General features: G+C 66.4%; 13 protein-coding genes and 1 tRNA gene. 5 read left to right on the top strand and 9 right to left on the bottom strand.

Features of this window, described 5'->3' with window-relative positions; translation table 11 throughout:
• Positions 1-119 precede the first annotated feature (119 nt).
• From ACTMS9_RS03390 to ACTMS9_RS03410, 5 genes are all read right to left on the bottom strand, one after another.
• Complete coding sequence (locus ACTMS9_RS03390) at positions 120-1,367, bottom strand: DUF4297 domain-containing protein (RefSeq protein WP_441164095.1); 1,248 nt, start codon at positions 1,365-1,367, stop codon at positions 120-122.
• Between the two features lie 923 nt (positions 1,368-2,290).
• On the bottom strand, positions 2,291-2,848 hold the full coding sequence (locus tag ACTMS9_RS03395) for a hypothetical protein (protein ID WP_441164096.1): 558 nt from the start codon (positions 2,846-2,848) through the stop codon (positions 2,291-2,293).
• A complete protein-coding gene (locus ACTMS9_RS03400) occupies positions 2,838-3,491 on the bottom strand; it encodes a hypothetical protein (protein WP_441164097.1) in 654 nt (217 codons plus the stop codon). The genes ACTMS9_RS03395 and ACTMS9_RS03400 overlap by 11 nt, the downstream gene beginning before the upstream one ends.
• A 176-nt stretch (positions 3,492-3,667) precedes the next feature.
• Positions 3,668-4,048 carry a hypothetical protein gene (locus tag ACTMS9_RS03405; protein WP_441164098.1) on the bottom strand — a complete coding sequence of 127 codons (381 nt, stop codon included), beginning with the start codon at positions 4,046-4,048 and terminating at the stop codon, positions 3,668-3,670.
• Between the two features lie 10 nt (positions 4,049-4,058).
• Complete coding sequence (locus ACTMS9_RS03410; RefSeq protein ID WP_441164099.1) at positions 4,059-4,433, bottom strand: hypothetical protein; 375 nt, start codon at positions 4,431-4,433, stop codon at positions 4,059-4,061.
• Between the two features lie 171 nt (positions 4,434-4,604).
• Between ACTMS9_RS03410 and ACTMS9_RS03415 the strand changes: the two genes are divergently transcribed.
• The 4 genes from ACTMS9_RS03415 to ACTMS9_RS03430 all read left to right on the top strand — a co-directional run bounded on the left by ACTMS9_RS03415 (position 4,605) and on the right by ACTMS9_RS03430 (position 10,971).
• Entirely contained in the window at positions 4,605-5,384 is a 780-nt protein-coding gene (locus tag ACTMS9_RS03415) for a transposase family protein (protein WP_441164429.1), read from the top strand.
• Positions 5,385-5,447: 63 nt separating this feature from the next.
• A complete protein-coding gene (locus ACTMS9_RS03420) occupies positions 5,448-6,047 on the top strand; it encodes an AAA family ATPase (RefSeq protein WP_441164100.1) in 600 nt (199 codons plus the stop codon).
• A gap of 1,753 nt (positions 6,048-7,800) precedes the next feature.
• Complete coding sequence (locus ACTMS9_RS03425; protein WP_441164101.1) at positions 7,801-10,362, top strand: Nuclease sbcCD subunit C; 2,562 nt, start codon at positions 7,801-7,803, stop codon at positions 10,360-10,362.
• Between the two features lie 536 nt (positions 10,363-10,898).
• Positions 10,899-10,971 (top strand) — tRNA-Arg (locus ACTMS9_RS03430).
• A 230-nt stretch (positions 10,972-11,201) separates the two neighbouring features.
• On the opposite strand, the gene ACTMS9_RS03435 is transcribed toward ACTMS9_RS03430, so the two are convergent.
• Complete coding sequence (locus ACTMS9_RS03435; RefSeq protein WP_441164102.1) at positions 11,202-13,061, bottom strand: EVE domain-containing protein; 1,860 nt, start codon at positions 13,059-13,061, stop codon at positions 11,202-11,204.
• Between the two features lie 242 nt (positions 13,062-13,303).
• Positions 13,304-13,828, bottom strand: a complete 525-nt coding sequence (locus ACTMS9_RS03440) for a GNAT family N-acetyltransferase (protein WP_441164103.1) — start codon at positions 13,826-13,828, stop codon at positions 13,304-13,306.
• 228 nt (positions 13,829-14,056) lie between these two features.
• Here ACTMS9_RS03440 and ACTMS9_RS03445 point away from each other — a divergent pair, with 228 nt between their 5' ends.
• Positions 14,057-14,227, top strand: a complete 171-nt coding sequence (locus ACTMS9_RS03445; RefSeq protein WP_441164104.1) for a hypothetical protein — start codon at positions 14,057-14,059, stop codon at positions 14,225-14,227.
• Between the two features lie 64 nt (positions 14,228-14,291).
• Here the strand turns inward: ACTMS9_RS03445 and ACTMS9_RS03450 are convergent, their stop codons facing one another.
• On the bottom strand, positions 14,292-14,765 hold the full coding sequence (locus ACTMS9_RS03450; RefSeq protein ID WP_280839192.1) for an SRPBCC family protein: 474 nt from the start codon (positions 14,763-14,765) through the stop codon (positions 14,292-14,294).
• Positions 14,762-15,082, bottom strand: coding sequence for an ArsR/SmtB family transcription factor (locus tag ACTMS9_RS03455; RefSeq protein WP_441164105.1), 321 nt, complete (start codon positions 15,080-15,082; stop codon positions 14,762-14,764). The genes ACTMS9_RS03450 and ACTMS9_RS03455 overlap by 4 nt, the downstream gene beginning before the upstream one ends.
• Between the last annotated feature and the right edge of the window lie 15 nt (positions 15,083-15,097).

The raw sequence follows: 15,097 nt of genomic DNA on the forward strand, positions 1-15,097 counted from the left end.
AAGTCTTGCTTCCGCCTCCCGGGACGGGCGGAACCGCGCCCGAGCCTCCGGTCGAAGCGGGACAGCTGGTGACCCGCCGTTCCCGGCACCGGCTTGAGCGGGAATCCCTGCGCGAGCGGTCATGACGGCCGCCACGAGAATCGGCACAGGTCCGACAGGTGACCCAGGTACCCGAAGATGAGATACTCATCCCGATCAAGCAGCGGCTGGCGATCACATTGCGCCAGGTCGGCGGGCCTTGCCAACAGATCAGCAGCGATCGCCTCGGCGGGGCGGCCTACGGCAGCCGGATTGCTCGCCGCCGAGAGCCCAATACGCACGGCCGTCGCCTCCGCCATGCTCAACACCCGGGTGGCGAGCCGGTCCAGATCCACCTCAGCGCTCTCACGGCTGGCCAGCAGGAGCTGCCTTCGCACCTCCATGTCGGCGCGCATCTCCTGCACCCGTTCGATGAGCTGACGCCCCGCACCGGCCGTCATCATCTTCAACTCCATCAGCGACGCCGCGGAGCCGGCTGACATCCGCGCCAGCAACTGCTCCACGGACTCCCCCGGCAGTGGTGGGGTCAGGGCGAGGAGCATCCCGCGGCTGAGCACCTGGTCGCGGATTGCGTCGATCGCCGCACCGCCCGGCTCGTCCGGACCCGGCAGGTCCCGGCCCACGTGCGGCAACGCCGCCGCCAGGTGCGCCTGAATCGACGTCGGCTGTCCGGAACCACCGGTCTGCGCTGCCGTCGCAGCGATCAGCAACCGCTCGTAGAGATGCTCCGCCTCCGGCCGGGTCAGACTTGGCCATAACGCTCCGAGCTCCCACATCGCCTTCGCGTCGATGTGCGCCCGCGTCGGCTGATCAGACCGAACCACCAAGCGCTGGAGGAAGTCGTCGACCCACGATCGGATGAGCCCGCTCGCGACCAGCTTGGCCCGCACGTCTCTTTCCGCAGCACGAGGATCTTGGACAAAGCTGACGGTGTCCGCCTTATCCGCGATCGCCCCTTCAACCCACAGTTCAAACGCGCAGACCTCGTGTATCCGCGCCTTGCGGGCCGCCTTGTACGAACGAACCAACGCGTCGAGACCGCGGTCGCACATCGCCGCCACGCTCCACGAACCCCGGTCGCGGGTCTTGAGCTGGATGAACCGGATCCTGTCGCCGTAGACCAGCGCGAGATCCTCGACCTGCTCGCACACCGCGAACAGTGGCCCGTCCTGCTCTGACAGACACGTCAACCACTGCCGCACGACCTGCTTGGCCTGCCAGACGTAGCGGGCGAATGTGTCCAGCCCGGTTGGGTCGCTCTCGACCCTACTGACCTGAGTCAGCAACTCCAGAGCTTGTTCATCCTGCTGTCGCTGCGTCTCCGTCACCCGATCGAACCCCCAGTTCCGTCGCGCGACGAGAGCGACATCCGAGCCTAGGTAACGCCGGTACTCAAACTGCAACAAGCGGTGCGGCCGATGCTAACCGCACCGCTTCTTTCCGGCTACCCCACAGTTGTGGTCTTGCCTGTCGATTGCTCCGGCACCGGATGAAGGGCCAGCACTTGATCCGTTCTGGCACGCGGGGATGGGCAGGATGGCCACGCGCTCGCTTCAGACGTCGCCAGCAACCTGCTCATATCTATTCGGGCCTCATCCGAACGCCCGACCGCAGTCCGCAGTCCGCAGTCCGCCATGCCACCAGCAGGTTCTCCGGCCGCTTCGGGAGCGTCCCGAGGTGCCAGGCGAGACCTCAAGACACCCGAGTCTCTCGGCGACCCGGCGAAAGATCCTCCCGCCGGGCGTTCCCGGCGGGAGGACCCAGGCCGTCTTGGTACGGCTGTTCTGGCGCGTACGTCGGCGCGGAAGCTCTAGCTTTGACGCCGTGCACGACTTGTCGAGTTGGCTGAATCGCGCCGGTTCGATGTATTCGGTGCAGCAGGGCCGCACGCGCCCCCACCAGCCGCCTACCTGGAGGCTGTAACGTCTCGAGACCTGCAGTCCCGCTCGTCGTTGTGACGCGGCGGTGCCCAGCTAGCGGCTGGTCCGCCGGCCCTGTCGACTTGTTGGCGCCTGTCCGCTACGCCAAGCGAGCATCGCGGCCAGTTCGCGGAGGATCTTGGGTCGGTCAGCTGGAGTAGTCCCCCGCAGAGAGGCCAGAGCGATCGCCAAAAAGGCTCCGACTGGTGCGATTACTGCGGAAATCAGGAGTAGTGCGGGAATGAGAGCAGGCACGACTATCCCCAATTCGGGTTAGTCCGTGGTGCTCATCTCACGGGGGCGGCGAAGCACGCTCGAGCCTATGAGCCTGATCATAGCAAACGCTGGCCCTGCCGCTCGGGGAGGTCGGGTGGTAGGGGTGCGACGTGGACGGGCGGTGCTTCGACCGTCGTGAGGCCGACGGACGCCATGATGAGGGCGTGAATGTCCAGGTAGTACTGGCGTCGGCAGCCGCACGACACTTCGCTCACGGTGAAGCCGGGACCGCTGACCAACGATATGGCAAACGGCCGCGTCATTCCGTATGACCATCGTCCGGCCCCCTCCATCTCGATCTTTATAGCCGAGGGGCTGGCATTTTGTCTCGTGGCGGAGGCCAGAGCTTCGATGGCGTCGTCGTAGCAGGCTTGGACTTCTTCGTCGGTCGAGCAGTCGTCAATCGCGTCGAGATTGAAGGCTGCGGCCTCGTGGCGTACCGCCCGTGGTGGTTGCCGATGCCCTGCTGACCAAACCCAGATGCCGTCTGGCAGTCGGTAGGTGGCACCCAGTAAGCGACCGTCCTTGACACAGCGGCTTTCCGCCAACCGGGTCAGGCGTCGGCCGTGCTGGGCGATCGAAACGAGGACTTCGGCTTCGCGGTCATCGCTCATCGAGGGCCACCTGCACTCCCCTGTCGGTGAACTGGTACGCCAAGCCGGCCACGCCGGCGGACTTGCTTGCACGTGTCACTGGCAGTGCTTTCACGTGGCTCCCGCGCCGAATCGTGCCGGCGTCTGCCCTGACGCCGGCATGGACCAGGGCCAGCAACTGAACGTGGTACGCCCGGCGGCACTTACATGAGGTGTACTCGAACAAGGGAAGGCCGTTGGCGAAGAACTGCAGCGCATGCCGGGTACCCCGCCACGGTCCCACACGCACCGTGTCGTCGTTGCCGCAGCTGAGGATCCGCACCACCGTTGCCGGAGATTCGTAGCGGGGTGCATCGCTCAGAAGCTCGTCAGCTAGCTGATCGGCCTGGCGATAGATCTCTGGGGTGAACTCTTCGCTGTCGAACCTGTCCAAGTGCCAGGATTCGATCTCTGTTCGACTTGCCGTTGGCGACAGGCGGCTGCCCGCGTGCCAGGCCCACAAGCCGTCGGCAAGCCGACAGACGGCAGCCAGGATTCGCTCGTCATAAGGGCAGCGAGATGCCGCCAGGAACTGCAGTTTGCGCCTTTTCGTCGTGAACAGCTGCAGGACTTGTAACTCCCGCTCGCTTGGCGATTCGTCAGGGTCGCTGTTCGCGCCGTCCATGCATCCCAGCCTGCCACGAGTCGGCCACCAGGTGTGAGGCTCGCGCCGCCAACAACAGCGGGTGCCGGGTGTCCCGATCCAGCAACCGCACTGACTTCTTGGTCGGCCGACTCGCTGTCCGATACGTCGAATGACGGTGCCGCAAGGGTAAGAGCGCCCAGTCGGTTAGGGGTGGTCTACTGGGCGACTCGGCGCAGCGAGGCGGAGTTTAGGCCCTGCCGCATCCGTGCCAGGACGGCCTCGTGGTCCATCTCGATGGCGGAGAGCCGTTTGCGCAGTGACTCTTGCTCTCGTTCCGCAGCAGCAAGCCACTCCTCATCTGGCGGGGCTGCGGCAAGCCGCTCCTGAGCCTCTGCGATTGCCATGCGCCGACGTATGGGGTGGTCCACCAGGATGGCTCGGAAGGCGTGGGCAGCGTCACCTGGCGTCAGTGCTTCGAAGTCCACTTCAAGGGCAGCTGTGAACGTTCCGTGACCGATGGCGAGCACGACGATCTTGCCCGCCTGGCGGACCGAGTCGATGGCTGTTTGAACTTGCGGTGTCACCAGCCGGGACAAATCAGACTGGTCACCGGCCGCCGCAGGCGATCAGCACAACGTCCAGGTCCGGTTCCGTGGCGAGACTCCGCAACATCGTCGCGAGATGCTTTGCTGCATCGGGGGCGTTCGCGGCGAAGGTGCGGTAGGCGACGTCCAGAACCTCGCCATCCAGCTTCGGCGCGATATCGCTACCGACATGCCCCCGAGACGTGACCACCGCAACCCGCGGACGCCGCTCGGACATCGCCCGGAGACCTGATGGCTGCAGAGCCTCAACGAGCTGTGTCTCCAAGCCGTTGGCCGCGCGTGCGGTCCATACGCCGTTGTGTACCCGCCACACGGCATCTTCGAGTACCTGACCAGCGGCGGCATCTAGGTCGTCAACGATGGTTACCAGCTGCACGCCGCCCTCGTTCCCGGGCCGGGGCCGGAAGCGGAAGCTTGATCGGAGAGCAGCAACTGCCTGCCGCGGGACATCTGCTCGTTCGAGACGTGCAGCGATAGCGGCGGGATCTAAGGAATGTCTCGTATCCCCGGCATGTGTCTGCTGAGGACAGTCATCAAGGATGTCTGGGTGCAGGTGATTACCGCGAGGCACCCGGAGTGGATCTTCCCGTTCACCGGGCTGCAGCCCGCCCAGTTCCGCCGGCTGGTCCGACTGGTCGCCGAGCGTGGCGGGGACGCGATCGCTGATGGTCGGCCGGGCCGGCAGTGGGCTCTTAATCTGGCCGACCGGGTGCTGCTGGTCGCCGTGTACTGGCGGACGAACCTGACGATGCGGCAGATCGGGCCGCTGTTCGGGGTGTCGCACTCCGCGGCGCATCGGGTCATCGATACCCTCGGCCCGCTGCTTGCCCTGGCGCCGGCGCGCCGGCGGCCGGTCGACCAGATCGCCATCGTCGACGGCACCCTGATCCCCACCCGCGATCACCGCCTGGCCGCCAAGAGCAAGAACTACCGGTACTCGACCAACCTGCAGGTCGCCATCGACGCCAGCACCCGCCTGGTCATCGCCATCGGCGACCCGCAACCCGGCAACCGCAACGACACGATCGTCTACCGCACCAGCGGCATCGAGGAGAAACTCAACGGGCGGCCCGTCATGGCCGACGGCGGCTACGGCGGCAACCCAGAGGTGATCATCCCGTACCGCAAGCCCGTGGACGGCAGCGCCCCGCCAGCCTGGAAAGAAGAGCTGAACACCCACCACCGCACCGTCCGCGCCGGAGTCGAACATGCCCTGGCCAGGATGAAGTGCTTCAAGATCCTGCGCGACTACCGCCGCGCCGCTCACACGTTGGTTAGTGCCGCTTCCGGCATCGCCAACCTTCACAACATCATCCTGGCCGGCTAACCGCCGGTCCGGTGCCGCGCAACGCCCTCACCCCGTCACGAGACGCCCCTCAGAGAGGACGAAGTGAGCAGCCATTACATCGTCATCACCGGCGGACCCGGAGCCGGCAAGACCACGCTGATTGACAGCCTGCGGCGTGCCGGCTACGCCTGCGTCGACGAAGCGGGACGACAGATCATCCAGGACCAAATGTCGATCGGCGGTCAGGCGCTGCACAACGGAGACTCACGACTGTTCGCCGAGATCATGCTCAGCTGGGAGATCCGCTCCTACCGCCAAGCCAGCCAGCATGCCGGACCCGTCTTCTTCGACCGAGGGATTCCGGATCTGGTTGGCTATTACCTCCTGCTCGGCCAGCCCGTTCCGGCGCACGTGACAGCCGCAGCGCAGCTGTTCCGCTACCACCAGCGTGTGTTCATCGCCCCGCCCTGGCCGCAGATTTACACCACCGACAGCGAGCGACACCAAGACTTTGCCGAAGCCATTCGTACCCACGACGCCATGGTTGCCGCCTACACCCAACATGGCTACGAGCTGAGCACCCTGCCACGCAGCGATGTCGCCTCTCGCGTCGAGTTCGTCCAGCAACGCGCAACAGCCGCCGAGCACCGATCTCCTGAATCGCCTCGCCCAAGCTGCGCCGAGTTTCGAGACGTCCCTTAGGGTCGCGAAATCCGGGGAGCGGCGCAACTCAGGCGGGCGGGTATAGCGAACGGTCCATGACCCGTATCCAGAAAGCTCCCCGAGCGCCCGGGTGTAGACCTCCTCATAGCGCTGAAGGCGAGACTGGTCGTCGGCCAGTACCTCGAGCGCCATGAGGAAGTCCGGACTCGTGGTCGGTCCTGTCGACTCAACGTGGATTCGATAGGCGCGCAGCAGGGCGGCAAGTGCGTCAAGCTGGCGGCTCGCTGCAAGGCGGGTAACGAGGCGGGTGATGGTGAGGACGGACCCGTGCGAAAGGAAGGCTTCAGCCGGTGCGTAGGCCGCCGGACTGGTGCGTCGAAGAGGGTCGACCGGAACGGGCGCCACGACAGTTGAGCCCAGCTGACGAGAGGCCAAGAGGAGCCCACCAAGATCGCTACTGCCGGCGATCGTCGACACGAGGTCGTCGATGACCCGTCGCCCAAGTTCCGCGGACCAACGTCCAGGGGTGGGGTGGAAGCCGCAGTCGTTCCACGAGTGATACTCGCGCCCGGGCGGCACAGCGATGTACTCGCGGGCGACGGCAGCGATGTCCGACAACCTTACGGCTTCCGCCTTCGCGCAAAGTTCGTGCAGCGAGCCGGCCGACGGCAGGTCCAGACGGCTGGTGATGACCTCGACGAGGCTTCGAGCCTCGTCGTCGTGAACGTCGACACAGGCGGTCCCGAGTTCCCGACCGAAGTAACACCGCTCCTCAAGCCAGCTCAGCACCTGCGCCAGCATCGCTCGGGTGGCCTTGTCGTCGAGACGTCGCGGAGGCAACTGGCCGAGGCCAAGGTCGACCGGCCACCGACGAGGGGACATGACCACCCGACGCGGCAGCCAGCGTAGGAAATCAAGTTCTTCGGACGACCCGACGGCGAAGGCCGAGGACGTTGATGTCCTAAACATCTCGACCGCGTCATCCGAGGTGAATGAGTCGAGCAACACCAGCTCGGCGAAGTCACGCCAATCCTTGCCCCTCTGGCCGGCTCGCGTGACCACCTCATCGACGGCAGTCGCTAGGGTGGCTGGCGCCCACCGTAGCCCCAGGTCGGCAAGGCTGATCTCCGCGAAGGCCATGGCCGTAAGCCTGCCCGCGCCGCGGCCGCCCGGCAACAGGCCGGCGCCCCCAGGGCGGGGACATCTGCTATGGCACGCTCGATCCGCTGTGGCCGATCGTTTGATGGAGACCCTTCAGCCGTGGTCGTAGCCGGACGGCCGGCCCGGGTCACCCGGTCGCCGTTGCGCTCCCGCGGACCTAGGGGACTGGACGTCATACCGTCGCCACATACCGTTGCGGTGACCGACTCTGTCGCGCAGCCTCTGGACCTTGTCCGCGCCGCCACGTGGTGGATCACCGGAGATCGGCTGGCCATCGGCCTTACCGGCGGGCGGCGTACCGCGGTGGTCGGCTGCCCTTGAACGGGACTGCCACGATGCGCCGCGGAACAGCAGCGGTTCCTTCGCCGGCCCTGCTTCGGCGGAACGGTGGCTAGCCGACCTCCATGGTTTGGCGGGTTCACGCTGCTGCCGACAGCGTTCGTACGTATGGCCGAGTGTCGCGTCTCTACTTCACCCGCTGATCGTTACAGTGTCGACCCGGGATGAAGGCGAAAGATCAGACGGAGCGAGTGCTTTGACGTCAGCAACAGCACTATCCGAGAGCGTTCGGGCGGCATCGTCGGCGGGCGGGAAGCACGGGCCTGCGCGATTCTGGGCTGTTGACCTTCACGTGCACACCCCTGCCTCGCAGGATGTCGACGTTTGTACCTACGGGGCCACCGAAGCCCGTCAGGTCGTTGACGCGGCGATCGCGGCGGGGTTGCACGCAGTCGCCATCACCGATCACAACACCGCCGGCTGGTGTGACGCGATGGCCGAGGCTGCCCGCGGCACGCCGCTCGTGGTGCTGCCGGGCGTGGAACTCAGCACGGCCGAAGGGCATCTCCTCGCCATATGGGAGGAGGGAACCCCGGCCCAGTTCATCGAGGACGTCCTGGTCGAGCTCGGAATCCTGCGCGCCGATCACGGAGATCTCCACAAGGCCCTGCGCACCGGCTTCGCCGAGACAGCGAGGAGCATTGCCGCACGGGGCGGGCTGGCGATCGCGGCGCACGCCGAACGCGAGAAGGGACTGCTGCGGATTCCCGTCGCTGACCACGTCAACCAGACCATGCTGGACCCGGCCATCGCCGCCGTTGAGATCGTCGACATCGCGGAGGCCGAGAAGATCAGGGTACGGCTGGACGGCAAGCGCGACCTTGCGGTGGTCCGTAGCTCCGACACCACCGCGCCCGGGGCGAGCGTCCATGTCCTCCACGGCGTCGGCAACCGCCGGACCTGGATCAAGGCATCGAGGCCCGATCTGCGCGGGCTGCGGCATGCGATGGCGGACCCGTCGCTGCGGATCCGCCTCGTTGAACCTGCGGTGCCCGAGCACACGGTGATCAAGTCCGTGACGGTGACCGGCGGGTTCCTCGATGGGCAGCAGTTTGAGTTCTCCGGCGACCTGAACTGCCTGCTCGGCGGGACCGGCGCGGGCAAGTCGCTGCTCATCGAGTTGGTACGGTTCGCGCTCGACCAGCAGACCGACGCCAACGATTTCCCCCAGGTGCGCAAGGAGGTCGAGTCCCGGCTCAAGTACGCCCTCACCTCGGGCTCGACCGTTGAGGTCGTGCTCACGCGCGGCCACGCACGGTGCATCGTCCGTCGCGCGTACTTCGAGGACGGATCCACACGACCGGAGTTCGTCGGTGACACCGAGCATCTGGCCGGGCTGTCCGGGCGAATCGCGATCACCGGGTTCTCGCAGAGCGAGGTGATCGAGTACGCGCGGACGCCGGTCGGCCGAATGGCGCTCATCGACGCCGCCCTCGACCTGACCGAGTTCCGCGAGACGGATGTGGTGACCCGGCTCAACGACAACGGGCGTCTCATCAGCGGGCTCGAGTCGAAGATCGTGCAAGCCAAGCAGAAGCTGCATGCTTTCCCGGACGTCGAGAAGCGGCTGGCGGAGCTGTCCGATCTGTTCGACGGCGAGACCGTCAAGATGCAGGCGAAATGGAGCTCGGAAAAGGCACTCTTTGACACCTTGGTCGGTATACCCGAGCTGAAGGTCGTCGCCGGGACATCTGGCGGGGACAAGTTCCGGGGTTCGGCCGCCGTCGCCGGCAACTATGATCTCTACGAGCGAGCGCAGGCGACGTACACCATATTGAACGAGGCGATCGACGCCGCCAACGCACAGCTGTCCCAGGTCCTGCTGGCCGTCAACAAGGAACTCGCCACGATCCGGCAGGAGTGGCTCGATCGGTACCAGAAGTTCGACCGCCAGCTCGCCGAGGCTGTCAGCCGCATCGACGCTGACAACAAGGGACTCGCCGCGCTGAGGACCCGCCTGATCGAACTTCAGACGGAGAAGGCCAAGCTCGACGCGCAGCGAACCCAGCTGAACGAGGAGTTTCTGCCCAACCTAACCACGGCCAAGGCGTACCGGGAGGAGCTGATCTCCGAGCTGCTGGACGCACGCAAAGCACGACGGCGGCGACGCGAAGACCGGATCAAGGCGCTCAACAAGCTGATGGGGGGCATCGTCCGAATCAAGATGCTTCCTCAGAACGACGACTCGGCCTACCTGACCGACCTGACCGCCATCGCCAAAGGCTCCCGGCTGCGCAGCCCTGTCCTGCAGCAGATCTGCGAGAAGTCCACCCCGGTCAAACTGGTCCGCTCCTTCCTCGCCGGGGACGTCGACGGCGTGTGCGCCGCCACCGGCGTCGAGCACAAGCACATCGAGACCCTGTTCGAACACGTGACGGAGAAAGGCACGATCGAGGACTTCTTACTGCTGCAGACCCTCGACCTGCACGACGGCCTCTCCGTCGAGTTCCGCAAGCACAGCAATGACGGCTACGTGCCGATCGAGCGGCTCGCCCACGGCCAGAAGTGCACCGCCATCCTGATCGTCGCCCTCGCTGACGGCAACGACCCCCTTATCATCGACCAGCCCGAGGACGCACTCCACGCACCGTGGATCGAGGAATACCTCGTGGCGAAGCTTCGCGACCTGCGAGGCAGCCGGCAGTACATCTTCGCCACCCGCAGCCCCGGCCTCGTCGTCTCCGCCGACGCCGAAATGATCATCACCCTCACGTCGGACGCGACGAACGGCGTCGTCGAGGCGACCGGGTCCCTTGAGCGCCACGACCTCAACGTCCTAGCGTTGTACCATCTGGAAGGCGGCCCGGTGCCCTTCAAGCGCCGGACCGTCAAGCTGGCATTGTCGATGTCGTAGCTAGCGAACAAGCTGGTCGAGGCGACCCCGAAGACCGTGCGCGAATAGTTGGTCACCCGTTCGACGATGGGTGCCGAGCCTGCGCTGACACCATCAGCGCAGCGAGTGGCGCCGGCCCGGTCTGGACGTGCGCTGGGGTCCGTTGGTTGCTCCGTGGCTGCTCGGACGCCGAGGAACTGGCACGGACGCCCCGGGACGCAGCCGGATTTAAGGGCTGTTCCGGAGGCGGCCGACGAGTGGACGAGGGCGGGAGTTCACTCTGCCCATCGGGAGCCTGGCGGACCGCACCCTGGTGGCGGACCTTCGGGCCTGCTGATCGCTGTTGCTCTACTCGGAATCTGCTCGGCGAGTCGTAGGCACGGCCGGGCAGCCTTGGTCAGCGCTGGGCAGCCACGGGCACGTAGCCGGGCCGGTCGACGATCGCATGCTCCATGTGTGCTCCGCCGGTCGGCGCAACGGCAGCCCACACCGGTGGGCACGGGAGGGCACTCCTAGGTACTCGCTGGTATCCGCTGGCAGGTAAGCTATGCCCTCGCGCCCTCGTAGCTCAGGGGATAGAGCATCGGTTTCCTAAACCGTGTGTCGCAGGTTCGAATCCTGCCGGGGGCACCCAGAAGACCTCTTCATTCTGCCCTTGAGCAGGGAAGATAGCCCGCCTTAGATTGGCAACCGCATGCAACCGTAGGCACCTCTGGGCCGCTGGCTGTCGCCAGTCACGGAATATGCGCGGAATGATCTTGCCTGCGCTTCCGCAGGTCCGCCCGGCGAATGCAGGCGGGCCTCAGGAGCAAGTCACGCTACTGCTGAGACGGCCAAGATCATCGCACAGTTGTCTAGTCCTAGATCGCAAGCTGTTGGGCAACGGCCTCGATGCGGCGCTGGGCGACCTCAGGTGAGGTGGTCACCCGGTAGCCCTCGCTCCTTGAACCATGGAGTACGCCCAGCAGCGGACTGGCCAGCGTGTCCAACAAAGCCTGCAGCTCATCCTCTGTCGTGCCTTCCGCGACCGGCTGCCCGGCAAGGATCAGGAGCAGGTCACGGGCGGACAGTCGACCAAAGACTGTCGACCGATCGCGGATGGCCTCACACATGGCAGCCGCGAGGGTGATCAGACGTCTCACCTCCTCCGCTCGTTCATCCACGGCTTCGGTGTCGAGGCTGCCGCCACGAGCAAACAGTGACCGATAGTCGTCGAGCCCTAACGGGGTCTTGGCATGTTGCCGGCACAGCCCTGCGAGCTGATCCGCAGAAATGATGGCAACCTTGTGCTGTCTCGCTCGCTCAAGCAGGCGCTTGCCGGAAGGGTTCGGAGCGACGAGTGCGATGTGGTCCGCATCGTGCTTGGCCTTATGCTCGGTGAGCGTGACCCAGTCGACCTGCTGGTCGCCTACGGCGCCGGAGCCGCTTGTCTTGCAGTCGACCACTACACGGTAGGACTCCGCGGTGCCGAGCGTGGCGTCGAGCAGGACGTCGGTCTTTCCGGAACCCCCCAGCCACTCGGCCTGGAACCCGAGGAAAGCGAAGGCGTCCCGCACTGCTCGCTCGAAGCGGTCCGGATGGGGGCTGTCGGTCGAGAAGCTCTTGATTGCGTCGGCTATGCCATCGACAGCGTTTGCAACTGCTGGCGACAGCTCGATCGGGGGCTCCGCTCGGGGCGGCTCGATAATCGTCTCAACGGGTGGACCTGCGGTTGGGTCGTGCAGTGTGAGCTCGGCCAGTAACGCCCGCCCAGCAGCGGTTACCTGTACCTTGCCGTCGCCGGTGTCAGCCAGCATCCTGGCGGATTGCAACCAGCCGCGCCGGTTGCCGACCTGTGTCTGAGTATCCCAGCCCATGCCATACCGATCATTGGCGACGGCCAAGAGTTGCTCGTTAGTCACGGGCTCCCCCGCAGCGGCGAGTAGCTCGCCGATGAACTGGCACCGCCCATGAAGAAGCGCTATGAGGAGCCTGTCATCGTCGCTGGCCAACCACTTCTCTGTCCAAGGCCCGAGGCGACATACGCCACCCTGCACATCGACCACACCAACCTTACGCAAGAAGGACTCGCGTAGCCGTGCGGCGGCCGGCTTGACCTTCAGCACCGCCTCTAGGAGTCCAGCCAACTCGGTGGGCGTTGGTCGCTCTTCCGCTACGACCGAGCAGACCTTCTTCAAGGGCTGAAGGTAGCCGCTGTAGCCACCGGGCATGGGCATCACGCCCTTTGCACGCTGTGGCCAAGCGAACGTAGGCGGTAGAGCGCTCTTCTCAGCTGCTACGAGCCCAGGTGGCGTCGGCACAAGTTGGCTCAGGGCCGCCCACTGGTCCTTGGCAACCGGGAACACTGTCCCCATCGGCGCTACCAGCAGCTGGTGCTGTTCGAGTTCGGCGACCGCACGCACCCGCTCCTTCGAAACGAACGGCACCGCCTGCACCCGGACAAGCGCCCGAGTGACGTTGTCGGCAGCTTCCTCTTGAGCAAGGACGAAGGATTTCTCGGCCGGCTCCATCGGCCGCAGCCGGGGGTCGGCGACGACTCGCCCGAGCCCAACGATCCCCGCATCCTTACCGCTGCGCCAGAGCACCACCACATCACCGACACGAATTTCGTTCGTGTACTGCGGGACGCGCCACCAGATGCGATCTAGGGCAGCAAGCGCGGCATCAATGTCATACAACTTCGGGTTCGACTGGAAGAACCACACTCGCGCCTGCTCCATGCGATCATGCTCCCACCTGCCCTCGCCGCGCTCAATGTTGCAGGCTGACCAAGTGTTTTCGGGGTTGCATAGCGTGCGATCAAAAGGACCAGTGCACCCCCTTCAGCGAGTCGGCGCCTTCTTCCTCTTCCTCTGCACACCCCAACCTCCTTGGTCCGCGACGGTGCTCTCGTTGTCCCGGCCCGGACGGCGGGCAGGTCTGAGGCTGCCCGCCGAGATCCTCCCCAAGGATCTACCTCCCGCTAGAGCTTGATCCAGTACCGCCGTGCAGTGCCGAGCTCGGTGTCCCGGACGTCCTCCAGGACACCGCCGTGGTGCTCGATCGTCTTCGCCGAGGCGATGTTGTCCACCTCGCAGGTGATCAGCACCCGGTCCAGGCCGAGCGCCCGTGCCTCACCGAGCATCCGGCCCAGCGCCCAGGTGGCCAGCCCCCGCCGGCGCACGGACGGCCGGATGCCGTAGCCGACATGGCCGCCGACCCGCAGCAGGAAGTCGTTGAGTTCATGCCGCAGGGCGATCCCGCCGAGCACCCGCTCGCCCTCGACGATCCACCGGTACGTGCACGGCACCCGACCGGCATCCTGCGCCTTCGCCGGCTCCGACTCGTCAGCCAGCCGGGCCACCCAGGTCGCGAACCCGCTGGGCGGGTCCACCTCGTCGGACGGCAGGAGTCCGAAACCGTCCTCGTGGACGCCGGGACCCCACTCGTCATGTGCCTCGAGCCAGGCTGCGTGCAGGCGGACGGTGGGCGCGATCAGCTCGGGCATGCGGCGACGGTAACGGTCCACACGGCGCACCAGTACGGGGCCGAGCATCAGGGAGATGCCATGGGGGCGGGGGGCGATCGCCGCTTCGCGGGGTGCGGGCGAGCTTCCGAGTCGGTCGCCAGGGCCGTCGCCGTTTGCGGCCTGTTGCGCTGTCCGCAGGACGTGACACCGCGACACGCCGCGAACCGATCGGGCAGGTCCGTCGACAGCGACCAGCCGCGTGACGAAGTGGGACGCCGGGCCACCCGGGCCCGGAGCGACCTGGGGGACGACGAGGCCGACGAGGCGATGTGCTCGGCGCTCGACATCCTGCGGCACGGGCCGGACGGGCCGTATTCGCACGACGGTCACCAGGTGCGCGGGTGGCTCGCCGAGTTCCGGCGCGACACCGCCGGCTGAGGACGGGCACCCGGAGGCAGTGGGGCCGGCCCGGCGGACCGGACCGACCCCCGCAGCGCACCGGTCAGACGGTCGCCGCGTACAGCCGCAACCCGGCCGGCCAACCGCCCTCACCGGCCACCGCGTCCCGGACGCCCTCCCAGCCGGTCCCGTGCGCGTCGAGCTGGTCGTGGACCAGGTCGACCCGGGTGCCGGTCTCGGTGGGGGTGAAGGTGACGGTGACCCGGCTGCCGGTCGCGTCCGGCGGCGGGACCTTCCAGTCGGGGCCGATCAGCCAGGCGAAGGCGAAGGTGCGCGGCGGATCCCAGGCGAGGACCGTGCCCCAGACGCAGACCTCGCCGGCGTCGTTCTCCTCCCAGAGTCGTCCGCCGACGTGCGGGTCGACGCCGACCTGCTTGAGTTCGCCGGGCAGCAGGTGGTGCGAGCGTTCCCACCAGCGGTCCATGCCGGCGGTGAAGACGGTGAAGGCGTGCTCGGGCGGGGCGGCGACCTCGACGCTGGTGCGTACGACGGTCCCTCCGGTGGTCTCGGTTGTCACGGTGTCTCCTCGGGCGGTTGCTCCACGGCCTGCGCGAACGCGGCCAGGGCGTGGTTCCAGAACTGGTCGAAGTAGGCACGTACGGCGGCCAGGCCCTGTGGGTCGAGCGCGTAGACGCGGCGGGTGCCCACAGGGGTGGACGAGACGAGTCGGGCTTCCTTGAGGACCTTGAGGTGTTGCGAGACCGCGGGACGGCTGACCGGCAGCTCGGCCGCGATCTCGGCGACGGAACGGGGGCCGGCGGCGAGCAGTTCGAAGACGGACCGCCGGGTCGCGTCGCCCAGGGCGTCCAACATCCGCCCTTGGTAAGTGGCCACGAACGGTAAGTCTAG

It is taken from the genome of Micromonospora sp. L31 (assembly GCF_052068075.1).
In the GTDB taxonomy this organism is placed as follows: domain Bacteria; phylum Actinomycetota; class Actinomycetes; order Mycobacteriales; family Micromonosporaceae; genus Micromonospora; species Micromonospora purpureochromogenes.